Origin of the sequence: Fluviicola chungangensis (assembly GCF_007558725.1) — a bacterium.
GTDB lineage: Bacteria > Bacteroidota > Bacteroidia > Flavobacteriales_D > Crocinitomicaceae > Fluviicola > Fluviicola chungangensis.
This window is the reverse complement of the sequence record NZ_VLPL01000003.1, coordinates 526,064-549,674: the sequence shown is the minus strand read 5'-3', so window position 1 is coordinate 549,674 and position 23,611 is coordinate 526,064. Positions and strand designations below refer to the sequence as shown.

The window sequence follows — 23,611 nt, the reverse complement described above, 5'->3', positions numbered from 1 at the left end:
GATGAGAATTTTAAAATCAAAGTTAGAAGGATGTGTAAAACTGAGTGGTGCCAAGAATAGTGCATTAAAGCTTTTAACTGCATCTGTTTTAACAGATGAGGCAATCGAAATATACAACTCTCCCAATGGGTTATTGGATATGCAGATTCATATTCAAATGCTCAATAAAATGGGAAAAGTTTGTACCGAAGGAGATTCTTACCTCAAAATAGCAGAGAATAAAATTATCCCTGAACTGCTTTGGGATGAACGTTCCATTCGAAATTCATTATTGATCCTGGGTGCTTTAACTTCACGATTCGGAGAGGGAAAGGTTCCTCTACCCGGTGGCTGTCCTCTTGGTGATCGTAAGTACGATCTGCACATCATGATTCTTGAGATGATGGGAGCACGTGTGTGGGAAGAAGATGGATATTTATGTACAAAAGTAAATGGCAAACTTTCAGGTGCGGAAATCAGTTTACCCATTCGCTCGACCGGAGCTACTGAAAATGGCATTTTCGCGGCAACATTAGCTAAAGGAACAACAACCATTTGGAATCCACATATCCGACCTGAAATTATCGATTTAATTTCCATGTTGAACAACATGGGAGCAAAAATTCGTGTTTTTGGACAAAAATGCATTGTGATTGACGGTGTAGATAAATTATCTGGTGTAAAACACAATGTGATCCCTGATAACATGGAAGCATTAACCTGGGCAATCGGTTCAGTCATTACAAATGGTGATGTCGAAATCGTTGATTTTCCGTTTGAACATCTGGAAGTGCCTTTAATTCAGTTGCGTGAGAGTGGAATGAAGTATTTTAGGGGAAATAATTCCTTAATTGTCAGAGGTGGTGAGCCTTACCCAATAGACATCAGTACAGGTCCATACCCCGGAATCAATTCAGATATGCAACCACTTTTTGCTGTATTTGGAGCAAGTTCCAAAGGAGAATCCAGGATCATTGATTTAAGATTTCCCGGAAGATATGGTTATGCGGAAGAACTTGCGAAAATGGGTATGAATTTTCATGTAAATCAAGGAATGCTTCAAATCACAGGGGGAAACTCATTTAAGGGCGCAAAAGTGAAAGCATTGGATTTAAGAGCAGGGATAGCTTTGTTGTTAGCCGGTTTAACCGCTGAAGGCGAAACTTACATTGAAGATGCATGGCAGATTGACAGAGGTTATGAACATATTGAGAAAAAACTTCTACAACTGAATGTTAATCTAATAAAATCGTAATGTCATTGCTCCAGGAACTATACAAAGATATTCCGAAACGGAATCCCAGAATTTCAGATATTCTGATATATCGGTTGATTAATCCTGGATATCGAGTATTGTACCGCTACAGATTGGCAAAATATTTTGGAACATCAAAAAACAAATTCATGCGGTTACTAGCTTCGCGTCAACGTGTTAAAATGATCTCACAAGGGAATTGTGACATTTCCATTTATTCGGAGATTGGAAAAAATTTCAAATTAGCACATCCGTTAAGTGTTGTTATTGGCGCCGGAGTAATTATAAAGGATAACGTAACTATTTTTCAGAATGTAACTTTAGGAAGTCATGGCAGAAAAGAGAAACAATACCCTATTATAGAAGACAATGTGATTATTTACACAGGTGCGGTTGTAATTGGTGGTATTTCGATTGGCAAAAATGCAGTCATCGGGGCTAATGCTGTTGTGAACAAAGATATTCCCGACAATCATGTCGCTTATGGTAATCCCTTAATAATAAAATCAAAAAAAACAGTATGGGATCTTTCCTGAAAGATACTTTAAGCATTGGTTTCTCTAAGATTATCATTATTCTTTTCAGTTTAACGATTTCAATAGTAACGGCAAGGGTTCTTGGACCGGCGAAAAATGGCATTATCTCTGCTCTATTGGTTTATCCAAGTATTTTTATGTCTTTGGGTTCACTTGGAATACGGCAATCAACAACTTATTTACTTGGGCAAAACAAGTTTAGAGAAGACGAAATAAAAACAGCAATTACACAAATTTGGATTTTTACCTCGATTTGCAGTTTGGTAATTTGTTTTATTTTAATGAAACTTTTCAGCAAAACGGGAGATCAAACCTTGTTGGTTATTCTCGCTTTGATCCCAATTCCGTTTACCCTATTCAACACTTATAATTCGGGAATATTTTTGGGGAAGAACGAAATAAAAAAATTTAACCAGATTAACTGGATTCCATCATTTGTAACGTTGCTGCTAACTTTTTTGCTGATAGTTTTATTCAAATGGGATATAGGGGGTTATATGCTGTCACTCATAGGTGGACCATTTATTATTTTTATCATATTGTTATTCAAAAATAAGTTTATCCTGTATTTTAGTTTGAAACTCAATTTCAAGTTATTGAAAGCGATGTTAAGTTTAGGATTGATATATGCACTTTCGCTTTTGATAATGAATTTGAATTACAAGTTTGATGTGATCATGCTTGAAAAACTAAGTAATGATTATGAAACCGGCATCTACGCGAAAGGTGCTAACTTAACAGAATTTTTATGGCAAATCCCGATGTTTTTGAGCACCATCGTTTTTGCAAGAAGTGCAGCTTCAAAGGATGGGCTTGGTTTTTCCAGAAAAGTTGCTCAGCTGATGAGAATATCATTTATATTTATTTCCATTGGATCACTTGTGCTTTGGCTCTTTTCAGGAATGTTTATAGTTGCCATATTTGGCAAACAGTTTTCGGAAAGTGTCCAGGTATTCAATCATTTATTACCCGGCATAGTATTACTCACCATCTACAAAGTAATGAATATGGATTTGGCTGGTAAGGGAAAACCCTGGATAGCCATGGTAGCTATGACACCATCACTTGTAATTAATATTGTGTTGAATTTATTTTTTATACCTTGGTGGGGGGCAAAAGGTGCAGCTTTAGCTTCATCAGTAAGCTATTCTGTTGCCGCCATGATATTTTTATGGATCTATTCCGTAACTGTGAAGATCCCTGTTCGTGAAATAATCTCGCTTCGCCGAACAGATTTTGACCCATTGATAAAAGCATTCAAACGGAATGAAAGTAATTGAGGATTTTGATTTGACGGATTACAATGGGTACAATATTTTTGCTCGTTGTAAAAAAGTCTTTTTACCGGATAATGAATCAGATATTCTTGAGGTAGCGGCTATGCATCCTGATATATTATTGCTCGGAAGTGGTCATAACATAATCTTGTCTCAAACATATTATGAACAACCGATGATGATTTTTAATGGGAATTTTAATGCTATTTCCAAAGACCCTTCAAATCTTAACCTAGTCGTAGAAGCTGGTGCCCTTATGGCTGATGTGAGCAACTTTGCACTTGAGAATAGTTTGTCAGGCATTGAGGTATTTTATGATATTCCCAGCTCAATGGGGGGAGCTGTTGTAATGAATGCGGGTGCCAGTGGTGAAGAAATAAAAGATGTAATTATGAAAGTAAGGTATCTTAACTTAATTGATTTATCCATTTACGAGCGTTCAGCAGATCAAATCGGGTTTGAATACAGGAATAGTTTTTTCCAACAAAACCCTAAAAACATTGTTCTTAAAGCCTGGCTCAATTTACCAACAGGGGAATATAAGAATATTGCAGACAAAATGGATCTGGTTAAAAAAACACGTTGGCAAAAACAACCTCGTGAATTCCCCAGTTGTGGAAGTGTATTCAAGAGGCCCCAAGGAATGTTTGTAGGTCCTATGCTGGATGCACTTGGGTTAAAAGGATTCCGAATAGGAGGTGCTATGATTTCTGAAAAACACAGTGGTTTTATTATCAATGTTGATAATGCAAGTGGTTCTAATATTTTGTCTGTTATTGCTGAAGTGAAAAAGAGGGTGAAAGATTCGTATGGAATAGACCTTGAAATAGAACAACGCGTTATTTAATTATGAAAATTGTATTTGTAGTTTCTTGCATTAATTCAAAAAGTAATGGTTTAGGAGGACATTATTACAGTCTGATTGAAACCACGAATAGGCTTTCTGAAAAGCATGATATCGTAATAATTAGCGTAGGTGATAAACAAGCAAAAGCGCTAGAAAATATTCAACATAAAAAGTGGTGTGTCATTCATCAAGAGGTAGCGATATTCAAAACTCAACGAGAATTGAACCGTATAGTTCTTGATGAGAAGCCAGATGTGCTGCATGCATTTGATGCCCTCGCTTTTCTCTGGGTACGAAGGACTGGATTGAAATTCAAAATCCCCTTTTGCCTAACAAAATGTGGAGGATCAAACCCCATTTTCTTCCCATATGCAGATAACTTGATTTTATATAGCAAGGAGAATCTTGATTTTTTTAAGAACTCAAAAAAATTTGCTAGAACTAAATTAAGTTTAATCCCAAATCGGCTCAATAAATTTAGTACCGACGAAAAAAGATTAAGTTTGTTAGCGAATCAATTGGGATCCTATGATCAGTCATTTAAGTTCTTGCGTATTTCCAGGATAGGCCCTTATTACCTTCATACTGCGGTCCAATTAATCAATCTCGTTAAGAAATTGTCTGAAGAAGGAATAAATTGTTCTGCAATTTTTATTGGTACAGTGGAAAATGAAGAATGCTTTAACCAATTGAAGCAACAAGCTCCCGGGAATGTTATCTTCTTCACAGACGACGAATTCACTAAAAACGCGAAGGCTTTAATTGATTGTGCAGATGCGGTAATTGGAACCGGCAGAAGTTTTATGGAAGCTGCAGCAAAAGGAAAAATACTTTTAAGCCCTATAGAAAATTCTTCTATCCCCCTATTGATCAATGATACGAATTTTGACCAAGCATTCCATTATAATTTTTCGGAGCGCACCAAATTATTGAACTATATCGAATCTGAAAATTATAACGAGATCAAAAGAACTATTTCGGATGTAAACAAAACAGCTCAGCTTAAAAGATTTTCATCCTCTGTGTTTGATGATTACTTTGACGTCAAGAAAGTAACTGAAAAGCACGAAACTTTTTACCTCAATCTAAAAGCTCCCAAAAGGAAATTCGTAAACTACATTCTTCATCTGCTATTTGTTATACGAAAATATTATCGTTAATGAGGGAACAAACTGCTATAGAGACAAAACTGAGAATTACGCGAAAGGATATCTTTTGGTTCTTACTGCTATGGATAATATTATTCATTGAACCCATTTCTATTGGTCCAATAAAAATTTCTCAGATTTGGAAAGGCATCGTTGTGATACTGCTCTTGTTTTCCCTAATTAAATATAAACTTCCTTCTTTTGTTTGGGTTGGTTTTTTGTTCGCTTTCAAATTCCTGATCTTCTCAGAAATGCCTTATGGGTATCTAAGGGCAATACAGGATTTTTTGGAGGCAATAATTTTTCCGCTGACACTTGCATATTTATTTACAAAGTACAGGAACAGTAATAAACGAAATGAGCTGATGCGTATTCCCATTTGGTTATCATTGTTCATTATCTATTCTTCTGTTCCATTTTTATTTGGGTTAAAGGGGTTAAATCCGGAAACCGATCTGGAACGTTATGGCTTAGAAGCAAATGCTATGAAGGGATTATTTTATCATATTGCGACATCTTCTAAATTATATACAATTGCTACAATAATTTTATTTAACACATATAAGTTTTTCTCTCATAAAATATCATATCAGATCATTTGGCTAACAGCCGTTTTATTAGGCACTTATTTTGTCTATACTAGTTGGACTAGAACAGGCTGGTTGATATTTTCTATAGCTTTGCTCATCAGCTTGTTTTATGGAGCAAATCTGAAACGAAAAATACTGGGAATTACATTAAGCGCAATAATATTAATTGGTCTGGGCTGGCTCTATGAATACAATCAGGCTTTTCGTTGGAGATTATCCGGTGGAGCTGTGTATAGAGACAACACGGAACTTTCTTTTGACGAATTGGCAAAAGCAAGACTTCCATTTATATATATAGCAATAGATAATCTTCGGGAAGAAGGAGTTGGTGCGCAACTAATTGGATATGGAACCCAGAAGGGAATTGATTTGTTCGACCAAAAAACCGGAATGGCAATTGTGTCTCATAACAGAACATTTGAAATACTTGAATCAAGCGGTTTGATAGGTTTAATTTTATATTTCTTGTTCCTAAATAGTTTAAATAAAAAAATACAAGCGAGTCGAAGAACCAAAAAAATTCCATTTATTTTTAACAAGATGCTCCTTGTTTCCTTTGTAATGTTTTTAGGCTTTTACGTAACTTCCCATGGAACTCCGTTGTGGGGAGAAATAATTTTCGCCAGTTTAGCTATGGTAGTTATCCTGAATATAAACGATAAACAACATCTCTATGAAGCCGAAAATCCTGTTTATTGAGATTTGTAATTATAAAGACTACCCGATTGGAGGATATTTAGCATTTGCAAAACAGATGGTTACTGCATTTGGTAATGAACTCGCTCTGGTTGGAATGTCGGACGACACTCCTGTTGGGATGTGGACTAAAAAAGAGATTGATGGTACAACTTTTGATTTTTTTTCAGTTAGACAAATCACATTTAACCATAAAAAATCATGGATTCCCGGACGACTTAAGGCTTATTTGGCGGTAAGGAAATATCGCAGAAAAATCTTTGACAGAAACTTCCATAATGTATTTATACAGACTCCCGAAGTACTTTTTGCATTGTCTAAAATTCAGATTACTAATTTGTGTACACGGATTCCAGGTGTTGAAAATCCAATGGCCATTTCGCGCTATTGGTACGGTAAATATTTTGCACGCATTTTTGATTTATTCTTTTTCAATGCCTTAATGAGATCTGATGTAATATTTGCTTCAGCTGATACCAAAGCGATTAAAGCGTTTTTGGCCAGAGGCCATGGTAAGTTAACTACTGAAAGAGTGATACAATTTCCCACTAGAGTGAATACCGAGATATTTCAACCAAGAGAAAAACTATCAGTTCGCAAGCAATTAGGTTTTAGTACCGAAACAAAAATAATTGTTACTTCAGGAAGATTGAGCAAACTAAAAGGTTGGGAACTTTTACTTGAGAGTTTTACACTATTCCTGGAAAAGTTTCCCGATTCAAAATTTATTTTTGCCGGTGATGGAGAAGACAGGAATAGAATCGAAGAATATGTAAGCAGTAATGCTTTAACAGAGAAGGTTATATTTACCGGAAGAATTGACCACCCGACATTATCGCATTATCTAAATGCCGCAGATATATTTGTAATGGGTTCTTTTGTAGAGGGTTGGTCCACATCACTCGTTGAAGCAATTTCATCCGGAAAACCAATTGTATGCACAGACTTTAGTAGTGCCGATGAATTGATTATTGAAAATAAAAATGGTTTCATTATCAATGATCGAAACCCAAAATCATTTTCAGAAGCGATGATAGCTGCACTCTCATTACCTGAGCAGAACTTGACTGAACGCTCATCTGAAATGGAAAAATATGCAGTCGTAAATCTCAAACAGGATATTCTGTCACATTGGAAACTAAAATAAAATGAAGTGGATTGTTTTTTTTGTAAAATTGATTCGAAATGTTTATTTAAAGCATTGGAAATGGCGTAGGTTCCAAATAGGAAAGAACTTTCATGCCGGAAGATCGGTACAATTATGGGCTAAAAACAATATTTCAATAGGTAATGATTTTTACATTGGACGTTTTTCTCAAATTGAAAATGATGCGGTAATTGGAAATCATGTGATCATGGGAAATCATGTTGCGCTTGTCGGAAAGTATGACCATCATTATCAACAACCCGGAACACCGATCAGACTTGCAAGCGCGATAAGAGATAAGGATTATAACTGGAAAGGTCTCGGGTTGACGACCACAATTGAAGATGATGTTTGGGTTGGTTACGGTTCAACCATTATGCAAGGAGTCACCATTCATCAGGGATCAATTATCGCGGCCGGTTCTGTAGTAACAAAAGATGTCGAAGCGTACAGTATTTATGGCGGAAACCCGGCAAGAAAAATCGCGAACCGATTTAATACACCGGAAGAATTAGAGAGGCATTGTTTGATTTTACAACAATCAGGGAAAAAGAATGAGTGAGAAATTGAATTTACTGGGTTATAGTGTTTTTGATGGAATACTTGATAACTATCCATTATCGGGAAAAGTACTGATTAATACAATTAATCCGCATTCCTATTGCGTAGCTGAAAAGGATGAAGTATTTCGTTCTGCCCTGAAATCATCAGACATCTTATTGCCTGATGGAATAGGAATAGTACTTGCCGCGCGTTTTCTTAAGGCGAAACAAATCCGTAAGATTGCCGGTGCTGACCTCCATCAGTTTTGTTTGGAGAAAGCAAATGCAGAAGGAAAAAAGGTATTTTATTTAGGTGCGTCACAAAATACGTTGGATAAAATCACAGAACGCCTGAAGCAGGATTATCCCAATTTGAGTGTTCAGTCGTTTAGCCCTCCTTATAAAACTATCTTTTCGGATGACGAGAATAAAACAATGATTGAAAAAGTAAATGCTTTTGAGCCTGATTTTCTTTTTATCGGAATGACCGCTCCAAAACAAGAGAAATGGGTATTTGAACACAAAGACAAATTGAATGCCAGCGTGATCTCTTCTATTGGTGCCGTTTTTGACTTTTATGCCGGGACCGTAAAACGGCCCCATCCATTTTGGATCAAGATCGGTTTGGAATGGCTGATTCGATTTGTTAAGGAACCGAAACGGCTTGCCCAACGCAATCTGGTATCCATGCCAAAATTTATATGGGTCGTATTGAAAACTAAAATAACCGGTCAACCTTAATACATAAGTTAAAATGCACATTACTCTTATTGCCGGAGCTCGGCCTAACTTCATGAAGATTGCACCGATTATTCATGCATTGCACAAGGCGCAAGCTGAAGGAAGTTCATTACACTATAGTTTGGTACACACAGGTCAACATTACGATGAAAAAATGTCGGGGCAATTTTTCACCGAATTGGAAATTCCACAGCCAGATGTAAACCTTGATGCAGGTGGAGGAACACAGGCAGAACAAACAGCCGCTATAATGGTTCGTTTTGAGAAGTACCTGGAAACTAACCCGACAGATCTGGTGCTGGTCGTTGGAGACGTGACTTCCACAATGGCATGTGCGATCGTGGCACAAAAGTTGCAAATCAAAGTCGCACATGTTGAAGGAGGAATTCGATCCAATGATCGGACAATGCCGGAAGAAATTAATCGATTGGTAACAGATGCCATTACAGATTATTTTTTACCACTTCTGGAGTTGCGAACAAAAATCTTAGGAAGGCTGGGATTGATGAAGAAAAGATATATTTTGTGGGAAACACGATGATTGATACATTACTTAAACAAATGCCCCGTTTTAGAAAACCGGAATTGTGGAATCAACTTAATCTGATCGACAAGGAATATATTGTTTTAACACTTCATCGACCGAGCAATGTGGATGGAGAAACAAAGCTTAAAGCCTTAATTGATCAAATCATCAATGGTTCGGAAAATGCCCCTATTGTTTTTCCGGTTCATCCACGAACAGCCAGAATGATCGAATTATTGGGAATAGCACATCCGCGTTTGCATCTGATTGATCCGATGGGATACTTGAAATTCAATTATTTAGTTCAGCATGCAAAACTAGTAATCACAGATTCAGGAGGTGTTCCGGAAGAAACTACTGTTATGAAAGTTCCGTGCATGACTTTGAGAAATACGACCGCGCGGCCTGAAACGATTACCGAAGGAACCAACAAACTGATTGGAGCATATCCTAAAGAAATTGAAAAAATGCTTAGAGTATGTTTTTCTGGGAATTGGAAAACCGGATCCATTCCCCTTTTTTGGGATGGAAGAACAGCAGAGAGAATCGTTAAAATTTTAATCAAACTCACCAATTAATAATTTGCTCTTTAATAAAAAACAGTTTTAACAGATATTATGTTAAAAAAATAGATTACGCATGAAAATCATTTTACCTTTCGCCTCATGAATTATCCAATTATTCACGCAATAGCTTCGCTGGTGCTTTCCATAGCAGCAACGGCCTATTTGGTGCCTAATATTATTCGAATTGTTCGGTTTAAAAAATTAATGGATAATCCCAATGAACGCAGTTCACATTCATCCGCTACGCCAAGTCTTGGAGGAATGGCTTTCTTCATTGTGCTGATAATTTCCCTGTATTTCAATCATACTTTCGATACCTATGGGGTTGCAACGAGCTTTTATCCGGCATTAACGATCTTATTTTTCCTGGGCCTGAAAGATGACCTGGTGGTACTTGCCCCGTCAACAAAAGTGGCCGGACAAACCATTGCTTCGCTTTTCATATTGATGAATCCAAAGTTTGAAATTAATTCGTTTCACGGTTTTTTTGGTATCAATCACATTGACCATTGGCTGGGAATCGGTTTAGGCTTATTCATTATGCTCGCCATTATCAATGCGTTCAACCTGATCGATGGAATTGATGGTTTGGCATCTTCCATCGGCATTGTTGCATTTTCGGGCTTTGCAGTGGTATTTTTCTTTGCAGGACGACACTTTTTTGGGCTCACTTCACTCGTGATGGTTGGCATCCTCACAGGTTTCCTGTTTTTTAATCTTTCTGCCAAAAATAAGATCTTTATGGGCGATACGGGATCCATGTTGATCGGTTTTATGGTGGGCGTGATGTCGATTCGTTTTTTGTCCCTCGATATAGCTTCATTAAGCAAATTACCCTTTAATGCATTCGATGTTCCGATCATTTTAGTTTCGTTTATTATCATTCCTTTATTCGATACTGCCCGGGTATTTACGATTCGGGTACTGAATGGAAAAAACCCCTTTTCGGCTGATAGAAACCACTTACACCATATTTTGATCGATTCGTTTAGGATCTCCCACCGCAAAGCCAGTTTCTGCATTGCTTCCGTAAATATTGCCTGTGTTTTGATCTTCTCGGTTTTACTGAAACTGACAAATACCTATGTTGCTTTTACAATCATCCTGCTATTTTGCGCACTGGCTCTTCTTTTTCTATACCGAATCAAACAAGTTGTTATTAAAAGAAGGACAATATCCCGGTCGACCATAAAAAAACACCGCGAAAAATTTACACATCAAAAAGATTCCAATGATCAAACCAGGCGACTGCTTGCTTCCAAATGGCTTTTTCCGAAGTAATTTCATATATTTGTAATGAATTTTTATAATCTTACAAGGATGCCAAAAATCAGCATTCCCTTCCTCGTTTCCGCCTTTATTCTTGCTTTGTTAAGTGTTTCGTGCAGAACAGCAAAAGAAATTGTATACTTTCAGGATTTGGAAACTGATAGTTTGCAGGTCTCTGCACAAAATTTCACTCCCATATTCAAAGTGGATGACTTTTTATCGATCGTTATAACTGCCGAAGACCAGGAATCGGCGAGAATTTATAACCTTCCAACGGCTTCATCATCAAACCAAGGATATACAATTGGAAATCCCGCTCTTTATGGGTATCTGGTAAATGCCAGGGGAGAGATTTCTCTTCCTATTTTAGGAATACTGAACGTTGCCGGTAAAAACAGGATGGATGTAGAGTCGGAAATTAAGACGATGTTAACGGGGCATCTTAAAAACCCTACTGTACATATCCAAATTTTAAATTTCAAAGTGACGGTGCTTGGGGATGTAAAATCCCCGGGGACATTTAAGATTCCAAATGAACGAATCACCCTGCTTGAAGCAATTGGTCTTGCAGGCGACCTAAAAATGTCGGGGAAACGAGAAAACATTAAAGTAATCCGGGATTCGAGCGGAGTTAAAATGGAATATAGTATTAATCTTACCAAGAAAGACGTCTTCCGGTCACCGGCCTATTACCTTCAGCAAAACGACGTGGTGTATGTTCAACCGAATGCTGCTGCCAGGTCAGAAGGTGCATTCTGGAGAACTTCCGGGGCAATTTTCATCTCTATCTCTTCCCTGGTGATTACCACAATTTCAATTATTACTAAGTAAATGCGTCAGGAGGAAGCAATATACAAAGTCCGTGAAAACGAAGAAAGCGCAATATCTCTAAGGGATCTGCTAGATAAATACCTCATCCATTGGAGATGGGTCCTTAGTTCGGTCATCTTATTATTGGTTTTGGGCTGGGTGTATGCCCGGTATCAAACTCCCAGCTATGAAAGTACTGCAACTGTTTTGATAGAACAGGAAAGTAAGTCGGGTATGGCTTCAGAGGAGCTTGGAATGCTTAAAGACTTGGGGTTAGCAAGTGGAGGTGGCGTACTTGAAGATGAAATAGAACTATACCAGTCACGCTCACTCATGGAGCATGTTGTACGTGAATTGCAACTGCACTGGAAGTATCAAATTGTTGGGACCACAACAGGGTTAGTGCGCTCAGAATTATATGACTCAAATCCGATCCGGGTCCGTTCCGTGGAAGCCGACAGTTTATACTACGATAAGCATTATGAATTTGAAATCACCTTGACTTCGGCTAACGAATACACCATTACTTCGGGAAATGAATTGGTAGGAAACATGTATAAATACGGAGCCGTTCTTCAATTATCCATTGGAAATATAATTCTGGAAAAAACCAATGAATTTAAATCTCCCTGGATTGGAAAACGAATTCTGATCAATGTTTCACCCGTTTCCGAAGTCGCGACAGAAATTCGCAAAAACCTGTCGGTTGAGCCGGCCAGCAAGGATGCAAATATCCTGGTACTAAAAGTAAAAGGGCATAATGTTGGCAAAAACAACGCCATTTTGAACAAGATCATAGCCGTTCACCAGGAAAATGCCATAAACAACAAAAATGAGGTCGTAAAAAACACTACCGCCTTCATCAATGACCGGATGAAATTTATTGCAGCTGAACTGACTGACGTCGAAAAGAAAGGGGAAGATTACAAATCCAAACACCACTTGGTAGATGTCACCACAGATGCGGTATCTTACCTCGAAAAAGAGGGGGATATTGAGAAAAAAGTAGTCGATGCAAGTATTGAAATGGAGTTGGCTGACTTTATGAATGAAGTGGTTTCCCAGCAAAACGGATACGAGCAACTCTTGCCTGCAAACTTAGGTTTCAAAGATCCTTCGATCGGGGAAATGACCAATCAGTACAACACCCTGGTATTGGAGCGCAACCGTTTGCGTGAGACCAATGGAGGTAAGCATCCGAAAGTTGCCAGTATCGAATCTCAATTGTCCAGTTTACGCACCTCCCTGGAGAATAGTCTGCGCAACATGCGCAACTCGTCAAAAATGGAATTGAAGAAGTTGAAAAGCGAAGAACAATTGTATCAATCCAAAATTTCATCTATTCCCCAATTCGAAAGAGAATACCGGGATATCTTCCGCCAGCAGCAAATTAAAGAAAGTTTATACCTTTTTCTTTTGCAGAAACGCGAGCAGAACGAGATTTCACTAGCCGCAACCGTTGCCAACTCACGGGTTATTGACGAAGCATACAGCACCGGCATCCCGGTTTCACCAAAGAAAACATTGATTTACCTGATTGCGTTGATGTTTGGGATTTTAATTCCGATTGGAGTGATTTACCTACGGACCTTGCTGAACAATAAGATAGTTTCCCGCACTGATTTGGATCATTCCGGACTAACTGTTGTTGGCGATATCCCGGAAGTGAAGGACAAGGACAAGTTGCTGGCGTGGAACTATCCACAATCCAATATCGCAGAATCCTTCAGAGTTTTGCGGACCAACCTTTCGTTTGTCATCCCTTCCGGGAAAGACGAATGTAGAGTCATTGGCATCACATCAAGTTTGAGTGGTGAAGGTAAGTCTTCAACATCAGTCAACCTGGCATTTATGTTCGCAGCAACCGGGAAAAAAGTGTTGTTAATGGGTCTTGATCTCAGAAAACCACGGATCAAAGAAATCCTGGAACTTAAAAACATGCCCGGCCTGTCAAATTATTTGGTGAATCAAGATCTGAAAGCAAAGGACATCATCAGCGTTGCAGAATCGAATGGGCATTCATTCAACGTTATCCAAGCCGGTGATATTCCCCCGAACCCAAGTGAGCTGCTCATGAGCCACCGGTTAGACGAATTAATGGGAGATCTGCGCAAAGAATTTGATTATATTATTCTGGATAATGCTCCTGTAGGCCTGGTAATTGACGCTGTCACTACCAACAGACTGACAGATATCTCACTTTACATTATCCGCTCCGGCATGATTAACAAGCGTTATCAAAACCATATCCTGGAACTTAAAAACCAAGGAAAATTAAAGAACCTGTATATTATGATGAATGCCGTCAAGAATAAAGTAGGAAGTTATTCTTATTCTTATTCGTATGGCTACGGAGAGGATGTGGAAAAAAGACCCTGGTGGAAACGTTTATTGGGGATCGGGCAATGAACTTAGTGTTTTGATCATTTTTTGGGCAGGATAAAATATTTGTTCTCCAGTCGGTCGTATTCCTGGATGAAATAGACTTTCAGCAAGGCTGTGTAATAATTGTAGGGTTTATGCTGCAAAATCGCCTTATCTCGTTTATATACGCTTTTATCCTCAAACATCCCATCTGCCCCGCGTTTATATACTTTCATTAAAGAATCATTCTGTAAAATACTCGAATCTTTTAATTCCAGCGGGTATTGCGTTGGTGGCAAGAGAATTGCTTTGGACGTATGCATAAAATTCGCTTCATTTTTAGCTGCCGGCATCCGAAAATCGCCTAGTAATTTCACCAATTGCTCGTGCACATTGTTTGAGACCCCATTGTTGAACTTATTCAGTTTTGCACCGAACATATTCAGCATACCCTCTTTCATGCTTTCTTTAAAATGGAAATTTTCACGATCAAAAAGCATGGTTTGCAAATTACTCTTCCAAAAGGTAGAATCGTTGAATGAAACCGGCATCTTCGGCACTATATCTTCCGGGTTGTGAAGCAGGAAACTGTATCCGGGATCAGCAAAACGCCGTTGATATTCCATCGCAAAAACTTTATTCCCAATCATCGGATTGGCAAAAGCATAAACTTTGAAGCTGTTTCGGCTGCTCAATGTGGATTTCGGCAGAAAATGCAGCCAGGATCTTGCCATCTGAGCCAAAGCTCCCCCTTGCGAATGCCCGGTGATATAAATCGTATAAATTCCTTGTTTATTCAGGTTTTGAATTTGTTTCAAAATATCATCCGCACAGTAAGACAGGCCCAAAATATATCCCGCATGAACCGCTGCGTCCGGATCTTCTGCACAGGTATAGGAAAAAGTCGTTTCACCTTTAAAAATGGTATCCTTTGCAGGAACCAGGGAAGAATACATATTCTCCAACCAACTTGATTTTTTATCCGTTGAACCCCTGAAATTCAATACCGCTTTTGTTTTGGATTGATTGACATACACCTGGAACAGGTTGTCCATTCCGTAAGCCGGAGAAGAATAAATCCGAACATACTCCTTCGGAAGAATGGCCTCATCGGAACCTTCCAGGTCCAAATAGGTAAATGAATTGCAAATTTGAATAAGGTCGCGCGCTTCTTTGGCATCAAATCCGGATGAATGTTGTGCATAGGAATCCATACACAGCAAAGTAATGAGAACGGTCAATAATTTATTCATGAAATGTTGAGTACTTGGTTCTACCCGGATAAAGCAAAAATGATTCTATTGTTACAGGTTTCGGGTAACGAATTAATCACGCAGTTTCTTATTTTCCTTATGACGTGCGGCATCTCTTCCCGTTTTTTTGGCCAAGTTCTTTTCCAAAGCTTCCTCCAAATTCACGCCGGTTTGATTCGCTAAACAGATTAATACAAAAAGCACATCGGCCAATTCATCTCCCAAATCCTTGTCCTTATCACTCTCCTTTTCACTTTGTTCCCCATATCTGCGGGCAATGATCCGGGCAACTTCTCCCACCTCCTCCGTAAGCATGGCCATATTTGTCAGCTCATTAAAATAACGTACTCCAACCTCTTTGATCCATTGGTCCACTTTCTTTTGCGCTTCTGAAATCTCCATTATTCCTTGTTTTTTGAATCGATGAGTATGGTAACCGGCCCGTCATTCAGCAATGTTACTTTCATATCTGCTCCAAAGGATCCGGACTGTACGGGTTTCCCCAAAAGCATTTCAGCTTTGCGAATAAATGACTCATACAGCGGAATGGCCTGTTCAGGTCTTGCGGCAGCGATAAAACTTGGCCTGTTTCCCTTTTTGGTAGATGCATGAAGTGTAAATTGACTTACAACAAGCAAATCGCCCTCGATATCTTGCAGGGAACAATTCATCTTCCCAGCTTTATCGGAAAAAATCCGCATGTGGCTGATCTTTGGAATCAACCAATCAATATCCTCTTCCGAATCGGCGTGTTCAATTCCAAGGAGAACGAGCAATCCGGGGCCAATTTGCCCGATAATTTTATCTTCTACAGTTACACTTGCATGGGAGACCCGCTGAATGATTAGTCGCATATCTGTCAAATATAAATATTGTTCGCAAAATCTCTAAATAGCTAAATTGGAATATCGGTATATACCGATATTCCAATTTTCCGATATTACGAAGTAATTACTCTAAAACACGTTTATTTCTGCGGTGAACATCTTCATCGTCACCGGTCATCAGCTGCAAATAGGTAAAATACCTGGTTTCATAGATCTCACCCTTTTTAACCGCTTCCTTCACTGCACAAGCCGGTTCGTTTAAATGCTGGCAATTGTGAAACTTGCATTTTCCTATCAGTTCCCGCATTTCAGGGAAGTAATGGGAAATCACTTCTTTATCCAGGTCAACAATTCCAAAAGCCCGGATTCCAGGTGTATCAATGATAAATCCGCCGGATTGCAAAGGATGCATTTCAGCAAAAGTCGTGGTGTGCTGCCCCTGGTGATGAGCAGACGAAATTTCTCCGACCCGTAAATCCAAATTCGGGTCCAGCGCATTGACCAATGTACTTTTGCCCGTTCCGGAATGCCCGGCAATCATGACCTGCTGATCTCTGATCTCTTCTCTCAGGAACTCAATATCTTTTTGATTGGTTGCAGAAATCGCATGGCATGGATAACCAACCGATTCATACATAAACATAATTGCTTTCAAATCCAGTAACCCCTCGTCATCCAGCAGATCCACTTTATTAAAAATCAATGTGGTAGGAATGCGAAATGACTCCGCAGCAACTAGGAAACGGTCGATGAAAACAAAGTGGGTCTCAGGGTATTTCAGCGTTACCATCAGGTAAGCACGATCCACATTTGCTGCCAGAATGTGCATTTGCTTGCTTAGGTTCGTGCTTTTTCTGACAATGTAATTTTCACGAAGTTCATAATCCACAATCACCCGTTTTCCTTCCTCGTCCGATTTTGGATCCAGAATCACACGATCTCCGACAGCAATGGGATTGGTCGTTTTCAGGCCTTGCAGTTTCAATCTTCCGCGCACCCGACATTCCACGACGTTTCCATCCGGCATTAATACCTGGTACCACTTTCCTGTTGACTTTAAGACCTTACCGCGAAGATTATCACTCATAGAACAAAATTACCGAAAGGATTCGGAAAATCATCCTGAATTCTTGCTCTTTGCAGTGAGATTTTTAAGAGAACCAACGTTATTCCATTCCCAATCGTTATCTTCGCAGTCAAAGTTTTTAGTATGTCGATTGAAGTAAAAAACCTTTCCAAATATTACGGCGAACAAGCAGCGGTAAACGACATTACTTTTTCCGTTGGAAAAGGTGAGATCATCGGCTTCCTGGGACCAAACGGAGCAGGTAAATCGACAACAATGAAAATGATTACCGGTTTTATTCCTGCTACGCAAGGAGAGATCAAGGTCTGTGGAATCCCTGTTTCGGTAGATTCCATTGAAACGAGAAAACGCATCGGTTATCTTCCTGAAAATAATCCCTTGTACCTGGACATGTATGTAAAAGAATACCTGGAATTTGTAGGGAAGATCTACAAGGTGAAAAACCTGAAAGAACGCGTGAAAGAAATGATCCAACTGGTTGGACTGGAAATAGAGCAAAACAAAAAGATCGGGATGCTCTCTAAAGGTTACCGTCAGCGTGTAGGACTTGCCCAGGCAATTATTCACAACCCAGATGTATTGATTTTGGATGAACCGACTTCCGGTCTGGATCCGAACCAATTGGTAGAAATCCGCGAATTGATCCGCCGCATCGGGAAAGAGAAAACCGTCATGCTTTCTACACATATCTTACAGGAGGTAGAAGCCATTTGTGATCGGGTGGTTATTATCCGGCAAGGAAAACTGGTTGCGGACAACCTGGCTTCCAACTTACAGGTTGAAACAGATACACAAGTTGTTTATGCAGAATTCGACGGAATTGTGTCGAAAAATTTACTTCAAAAAATTCCGGGTGTTTCCAAAATCGAACGCGTTTCCGACTCCAAATACCTCATCGAAAGCCAATCGTTGGATGATCTGCGTAAAACAGTGGCGCAATTCGCTCAGAAAAACAACCTACTCGTTCTGACTCTGAGAACAGAGGAAAAATCACTGGAAGAAGTCTTTAAATCGTTGACGAAATAAAACGGTACATTCAAAGTCTGTCATAACCAATTAAATTTTTAACCGGAACTAAAAACAACGTCGACCCTCATTCCATTTTATGCGATTACTACTCCTCCTCTTTCTTGTATTAATTCCTGCAACAAGATTGGTTGCACAGGAAGTTCCATCCCTCTATCATACAAAATGGTATTTAAATGCTGCGCAGATCAGCTCGTTTGCCTGGAACGACAGCAGTAAGATTAACTCCTGTATTCCTGCTTACAATTACATACTTTTTAAAACCGATCAGCTTGAAATTGGTATGGATTCCTCTGAGAACCAACGAGCGAAAAGAACTCTTTTTGAATACCGGATGAATTCCGGTCCGGATCATACAGGGCAAATATTCCTGTATCGCACTGCGAAAGAAAAGAAAAAGAAGGTTCCTTTTGCCTATTACGAATACAAACTGACTCCTTTCGAACTGATACTGACCACTTACCCGGAAAAGGAGATTTTCCCGGATATCTCACATACGGAAACCCTCGTTTTTTCTATGAAACCAGACAGCCTTCAATTGAGCACAAAGATTTTAGGAGTCTGGAAATCCGAGCCGTCTCCCTATAAATTCTTCGATAAGTCGCAGCAAGACACTATTGTGCTTACAAGATCTCAAATCGATAAGAATCTCTATGATCGATATTTCTATACGTTCGAACGAATAGAATCCGTTTTAACTTGCACCGCCCGGTTTTTTGTTTCACCGGATATAAAAGACCGCATGTTTTACGATATATCTAACAGGTACAACTATTCGCTGGACCTTTCCAATAAACAACTGATATTTTTAGAAAAATACGGCAATAAAGTTTATGACATTCTTGAAATAAATGAAAGCCGGTTAATCCTCAAACTTCACCGGGAATAATATGTTCTCCCCTCTCTCCCAAAATTCGTTTTGCCAGGTAATGCATCACATAGATCAAAGGCGTGAGGCAAACTGCAATCACTAATTTGGTCAAATAGCCGGTAATTGCCAAAACAAGCACCAGTTTCAAAGGATAAGCCCCCGAAAGGTACAAACCAATGATTGCAACGATAAACGAATCTACTAATTGAGAAACAACCGTTGATCCGGTACTTCGAAGCCAAATCATCTTTCCTTTGGTCAGCTTGCTGAAAAAATGAAAAAGCTGAACATCCAGTAATTGAGAAACAAGGAAGGCTGTAATGCTTCCGACCATGATCCACAACGATCCGCCGAATGCTTTGGCAAATTCCTGATCGGATAGCCAGGAGCCTTCCGCGGTTGGAAGATGTACCGCAATGAAAACTATCAAAAAACAAAAAGCAATCAAGCAGGTTGTAATCCAGCTCAACCTGCGAATGGCCTGTTTTCCGAAATACTCATTCATGACATCCGTGAGTAAAAAAACAATGGGCCAGGGAACAATCCCGGCAATCATCGGAGCCAAATAAGGCCCCATATATACCAATTTGGCAGAGATCAATTCAGCAACAATGGCGCTGGTAATAAAAATCCCCGCCATCACCATAAACGCTAGTTCTTTTCGTGTTCGAAGCATGGTCGAAGATACTATATTTTCGCACGCTGAACGGCCTTCCATGAAACTTCGATCCAAAAAGCGGAATAATCCCTATTTTTGCGCAATAAATTAGAACACATGAAAAAGAATGTCATTGAAGAATTAAGATGGAGAGGAATGGTACAGGATATCATGCCCGGTTTGGAAGAACAACTGCTTAAGGAAATGACATCCGGTTATGTGGGCTTTGATCCGACTTCCGACTCCCTGCATGTAGGAAATTTACTTCCGATCATGTTATTGAAACATTTCCAGCTGGCAGGGCACAAACCATATGCATTGGTTGGCGGAGCCACCGGAATGGTGGGAGACCCTTCCGGGAAATCTGCAGAACGCAATTTACTGGATGAGAAAACTCTGAATCACAACATTGAATGTGTTGAAAACCAATTGCGCCAATTCCTGGATTTTGAAACAGGTGAAAACAAAGCGGAATTGGTCAACAATTACGACTGGATGCGTCATTTTTCATTCCTGGAGTTTATTCGTGACGTAGGAAAACACATCACTGTGAATTACATGAGTGCGAAGGATTCGGTGAAAAAACGCATCGAAACAGGAATTTCTTTTACAGAATTCTCATACCAGTTAATTCAGGGGTACGATTTCCTGCATTTATACCGGACAAATAATGTGAAAGTGCAATTCGGAGGATCAGACCAATGGGGAAATATTACTACTGGGACAGAATTGGTTCGCAAAATTGCCGGTGGAGAAGCCTATGCTTTTACATGTCCGTTATTGACCAAAGCTGATGGTGGAAAGTTCGGGAAAACAGAATCGGGAACAGTGTGGCTGGATCCTGAAAAAACAAGCCCGTATGCATTCTACCAATTTTGGTTAAATGCCTCCGATGAAGATGCCGCCAAATTGATCCGTTTCTATACTTTGAAAACAAAAGAAGAAATCGAAGCGATTGAAAAGGAACATGGTGAAGCTCCGCACCTGCGTATATTGCAAAAAGCAATTGCAGAAGAAGTAACCATTCGCGTTCACGGAAAAGAGGCTTTGGAAATGGCCATTGCAGCTTCGAATATCCTGTTCGGGAAATCGACCTCGGAAGATTTGAAAAAACTGTCAAATGATACTTTTTTAAGTATTTTCGACGGGGTTCCAATGGCAACAATTAAGCGTTCGGAATTAACGGAAGGAATTAGTATTGTTGACCTATTATCAGCAAGGACGGGATTCTTAGCTTCAAACGGTGAAGCTAAACGCGAATTGAAAGCCAATGCCATTTCCCTGAACAAGGATAAGGTCGGTGAAGGAACTTTGGTTGGTCCGAGTGATCTGATCAATGAAAAATTCATTCTGTTAGGCAAAGGGAAAAAGAATAATTACATCGTAATTGTTGAATAAAAATCTTTCAAACAAAATTGTGGGCACGCGATTAATCGCGCGCCCACAATTCGTTTATCATCTTTATCTGGGTCTGCTTCCGAATGTTTTTTGGAAAAAATCTTCCGTCTTCTCGGTAGATTTCAAAATCTTATCGAACATTTCATCCGTGCGCTTCTTGTTCTTTTCCAGTACTTCAAAGTTGTGTTCGGCATTTTTCTCTTTAAACTCTTTTTCCTTTTCCAGGTTTTTCTGAATTGTATGATAATGACCTTCGTAATAATCTTCCAAACGTACCAACTCAGCACGATCGGAAATAAACGTCCGCAAATCGGATTCCATCAGCAACAGGGTCTGGTAATTTAATGAATTGAGGTACTTATTCATTTCCACGTACTTGTAATTCGGATTTTTCTTTGAATACGCTTTCAATCCGCTAAGTCCGCGTTTAATGAGTTTTTCCAGCACTTTGTATTCCTTATTGATCTCAGGCGGATACATTAGCGAATCATACGTTTCTTTGTGAAAGCGGTACAAACGGGTCAATCCGTCCGCAATTTGCCCGTCGTATAAAATAATCGAATCGCTGTAATAAATCGGTGCTGAATTCAGGATGTGCAAGTTGGTATAACTCATTTCATAAGCAACTTTCAACGATTTAAAACGATCCTCATATGTTTTGTCCTGGTGGGCCAATGCATCCCAGTTCTTGCGCAAACTGTCGATACGCAGAATGGAATAAAACAAGCTGTCTTTCCATTTGCCAAATGTTGGCGGTACCAGGGTCGAATCAAAGTTAACCGGAGTAGAATAGTTCCTTGATTCCAGCATTAACTTTCCCTTCTTCTCTTGAATGGTGTTCAGTTCCTTCGAGATCCGGGATTTTTCCTTTCCCAATTGCGTCACGTTTTTCTTCTGCTCGGAAAGCACTTTTTTGACCATACTGTTGGCCGTTTTGTCCGTCGTTTTGAAGATCTTGGTTTCATTCGAAATGATCCGCTTACTAATGGAATAAGCTGATTTATTGATCTTTTTTGCAGCTTTACTGTAAAGTGCTACGCTGTCATTAATATCTCTCAAATCTGGGAAATTTTCGTGCAGCTGGTCTTTTTCAATTATTTCAAATGATTTTCTGAACTTGTCATTCAGGTGCAGTCCCAGGTAATTAAAATGATGCACCGCCATGGCAGTGTAATTGGCAGGGTTAAACTTCAGTCCGTCTTTCGCAACTTTGATCCATTTATCATTCAGGTTCATTGCACAGTATTCCGAAACATAGGTGTCAAAATCCACTGGTTTTCCGGTTCCTTTTTTTAGGATCGAATCCCAATCTTTGGTTCTCCGGGTAAAATCCGCCATTGAAACCGGGTGTTCTCTCAACTGGAATTCAGGTTGTGACGGCAAATGAGACTGCACGAAAAGATCCGGGTCCACCATAAAATTCTCTAACGTGGGATAGCGGACAAAACCAATCTCCGATTTATACGATCCGCGCTTTTTCTCAGTCTTTTCAGCTTTCTTTTTGTCTTTTTTATCCCATTTAAATTGCTTTACTTTTTTGCGCTTTTCTTTAAGTTTTGCCAGTTTTTGCGCTCGTTTCAGGGCAAGCTTTTCCTTTTTCAACAGATCTTCCTTGTATTTTGGAATACGGCCGATATAACCTGCATCCCAGGTTGGGTCACACAAATACCATCTACGATTCACTTTAAAAGCAACCCATTCATGATCCGAATTGGCGATCAAAGGAATGGAATCCGATAGAAACTGAGCGGTATATCCTTCCACGGTTGTTGCATCAATTCCCGCGTTTTTCAATAATTCAACCACCAATGCACTGTATCCTTGGCAAACCGTGTTTTTGGCTTTCAAAACAGCACCTGCAGATTTGTATTCCAGGGGTTTCCCATTTTCAATTGCCTTGTAATCATACGAAATATTATGGGTTACCCATTGGTAAATATGTGCAGCCTTTGTACTGTCATCCGTTAGGTTTTTAGTCAGATAAGCGCTTAATGATTTGGTTGTTTTCTGGGCTTCCTTAGGAACTTTCAGGAATTCGATTTTTTCTTGAGCAGACAATATATTCCACGCCAAAAAAGTGATGATCAGGCAGTAAAGTTTCATTTTCAATGGATTGATTTTTTTCTTCGGAACAAAGGTATATCTTTTTCTCAACTAACTTGTTAAATCAATAGAAATCACATGGAAGAATCAACTGA

20 protein-coding genes and 3 pseudogenes are annotated in these 23,611 nt (G+C 39.3%); 17 read left to right on the top strand and 6 right to left on the bottom strand.

Annotated elements, in window-relative coordinates:
• Position 1: 1 nt before the first annotated feature.
• From FO442_RS08645 to FO442_RS08585, 14 genes and pseudogenes are all read left to right on the top strand, one after another.
• Entirely contained in the window at positions 2-1,234 is a 1,233-nt protein-coding gene (locus FO442_RS08645) for a UDP-N-acetylglucosamine 1-carboxyvinyltransferase (RefSeq protein ID WP_144332760.1), read from the top strand.
• A gap of 149 nt (positions 1,235-1,383) precedes the next feature.
• Complete coding sequence (locus FO442_RS18955; protein ID WP_281281569.1) at positions 1,384-1,770, top strand: serine O-acetyltransferase; 387 nt, start codon at positions 1,384-1,386, stop codon at positions 1,768-1,770.
• A complete protein-coding gene (locus FO442_RS08635; protein WP_144332758.1) occupies positions 1,755-3,050 on the top strand; it encodes an oligosaccharide flippase family protein in 1,296 nt (431 codons plus the stop codon). The genes FO442_RS18955 and FO442_RS08635 overlap by 16 nt, the downstream gene beginning before the upstream one ends.
• Complete coding sequence (murB, locus tag FO442_RS08630; protein WP_144332757.1) at positions 3,037-3,894, top strand: UDP-N-acetylmuramate dehydrogenase; 858 nt, start codon at positions 3,037-3,039, stop codon at positions 3,892-3,894. Before FO442_RS08635 ends, murB begins: the two co-directional genes overlap by 14 nt.
• A 2-nt stretch (positions 3,895-3,896) precedes the next feature.
• Positions 3,897-5,054 (top strand): glycosyltransferase family protein, encoded by a 1,158-nt coding sequence (locus FO442_RS08625; RefSeq protein ID WP_144332756.1) that lies wholly within the window; start codon positions 3,897-3,899, stop codon positions 5,052-5,054.
• A complete protein-coding gene (locus FO442_RS08620) occupies positions 5,054-6,331 on the top strand; it encodes an O-antigen ligase family protein (RefSeq protein ID WP_144332755.1) in 1,278 nt (425 codons plus the stop codon). The genes FO442_RS08625 and FO442_RS08620 overlap by 1 nt, the downstream gene beginning before the upstream one ends.
• Complete coding sequence (locus tag FO442_RS08615; protein ID WP_144332754.1) at positions 6,306-7,475, top strand: glycosyltransferase; 1,170 nt, start codon at positions 6,306-6,308, stop codon at positions 7,473-7,475. Before FO442_RS08620 ends, FO442_RS08615 begins: the two co-directional genes overlap by 26 nt.
• A gap of 1 nt (position 7,476) precedes the next feature.
• Positions 7,477-7,689: pseudogene (locus tag FO442_RS19055) on the top strand (hypothetical protein); the annotation flags it as partial.
• 126 nt (positions 7,690-7,815) lie between these two features.
• Positions 7,816-7,974: pseudogene (locus FO442_RS19050) on the top strand (LbetaH domain-containing protein); the annotation flags it as partial.
• 55 nt (positions 7,975-8,029) lie between these two features.
• A complete protein-coding gene (locus tag FO442_RS08605) occupies positions 8,030-8,758 on the top strand; it encodes a WecB/TagA/CpsF family glycosyltransferase (RefSeq protein ID WP_144332753.1) in 729 nt (242 codons plus the stop codon).
• A gap of 13 nt (positions 8,759-8,771) precedes the next feature.
• Positions 8,772-9,862: pseudogene (gene wecB / locus FO442_RS19045) on the top strand (non-hydrolyzing UDP-N-acetylglucosamine 2-epimerase).
• An 87-nt stretch (positions 9,863-9,949) separates the two neighbouring features.
• Entirely contained in the window at positions 9,950-11,131 is a 1,182-nt protein-coding gene (locus FO442_RS08595) for an MraY family glycosyltransferase (RefSeq protein WP_144332752.1), read from the top strand.
• 39 nt (positions 11,132-11,170) lie between these two features.
• Positions 11,171-11,950 (top strand): polysaccharide biosynthesis/export family protein, encoded by a 780-nt coding sequence (locus tag FO442_RS08590; protein ID WP_186279994.1) that lies wholly within the window; start codon positions 11,171-11,173, stop codon positions 11,948-11,950.
• Positions 11,951-14,338, top strand: coding sequence for a GumC family protein (locus tag FO442_RS08585; protein WP_144332750.1), 2,388 nt, complete (start codon positions 11,951-11,953; stop codon positions 14,336-14,338).
• 14 nt (positions 14,339-14,352) lie between these two features.
• Here FO442_RS08585 and FO442_RS08580 read toward each other — a convergent pair whose 3' ends face one another.
• The 4 genes from FO442_RS08580 to rsgA form a co-directional block, all read right to left on the bottom strand.
• Complete coding sequence (locus tag FO442_RS08580) at positions 14,353-15,546, bottom strand: lipase family protein (RefSeq protein ID WP_144332749.1); 1,194 nt, start codon at positions 15,544-15,546, stop codon at positions 14,353-14,355.
• Between the two features lie 72 nt (positions 15,547-15,618).
• Complete coding sequence (locus FO442_RS08575; RefSeq protein ID WP_144332748.1) at positions 15,619-15,948, bottom strand: nucleotide pyrophosphohydrolase; 330 nt, start codon at positions 15,946-15,948, stop codon at positions 15,619-15,621.
• Positions 15,948-16,400: a D-aminoacyl-tRNA deacylase gene (gene dtd, locus FO442_RS08570; RefSeq protein WP_144332747.1), complete on the bottom strand. Its 453-nt coding sequence runs from the start codon at positions 16,398-16,400 to the stop codon at positions 15,948-15,950. Before dtd ends, FO442_RS08575 begins: the two co-directional genes overlap by 1 nt.
• A 97-nt stretch (positions 16,401-16,497) precedes the next feature.
• On the bottom strand, positions 16,498-17,460 hold the full coding sequence (gene rsgA / locus FO442_RS08565; RefSeq protein ID WP_144332746.1) for a ribosome small subunit-dependent GTPase A: 963 nt from the start codon (positions 17,458-17,460) through the stop codon (positions 16,498-16,500).
• A gap of 123 nt (positions 17,461-17,583) precedes the next feature.
• Between rsgA and gldA the strand changes: the two genes are divergently transcribed.
• Both gldA and FO442_RS08555 read left to right on the top strand, forming a co-directional pair.
• A complete protein-coding gene (gene gldA / locus FO442_RS08560; RefSeq protein ID WP_144332745.1) occupies positions 17,584-18,486 on the top strand; it encodes a gliding motility-associated ABC transporter ATP-binding subunit GldA in 903 nt (300 codons plus the stop codon).
• 79 nt (positions 18,487-18,565) lie between these two features.
• Positions 18,566-19,375: a hypothetical protein gene (locus FO442_RS08555; RefSeq protein ID WP_144332744.1), complete on the top strand. Its 810-nt coding sequence runs from the start codon at positions 18,566-18,568 to the stop codon at positions 19,373-19,375.
• On the opposite strand, the gene FO442_RS08550 is transcribed toward FO442_RS08555, so the two are convergent.
• On the bottom strand, positions 19,356-20,033 hold the full coding sequence (locus FO442_RS08550; RefSeq protein ID WP_144332743.1) for a queuosine precursor transporter: 678 nt from the start codon (positions 20,031-20,033) through the stop codon (positions 19,356-19,358). The genes FO442_RS08555 and FO442_RS08550 overlap by 20 nt on opposite strands.
• Positions 20,034-20,132: 99 nt before the next feature.
• On the opposite strand from FO442_RS08550, the gene tyrS reads away from it, so the two are divergent.
• The gene (gene tyrS, locus FO442_RS08545; protein ID WP_144332742.1) at positions 20,133-21,413 is read left to right on the top strand and encodes a tyrosine--tRNA ligase; all 1,281 of its coding nucleotides are present in this window, start codon (positions 20,133-20,135) and stop codon (positions 21,411-21,413) included.
• A 63-nt stretch (positions 21,414-21,476) separates the two neighbouring features.
• Here tyrS and FO442_RS08540 read toward each other — a convergent pair whose 3' ends face one another.
• Entirely contained in the window at positions 21,477-23,516 is a 2,040-nt protein-coding gene (locus tag FO442_RS08540; RefSeq protein ID WP_144332741.1) for a transglutaminase domain-containing protein, read from the bottom strand.
• Between the last annotated feature and the right edge of the window lie 95 nt (positions 23,517-23,611).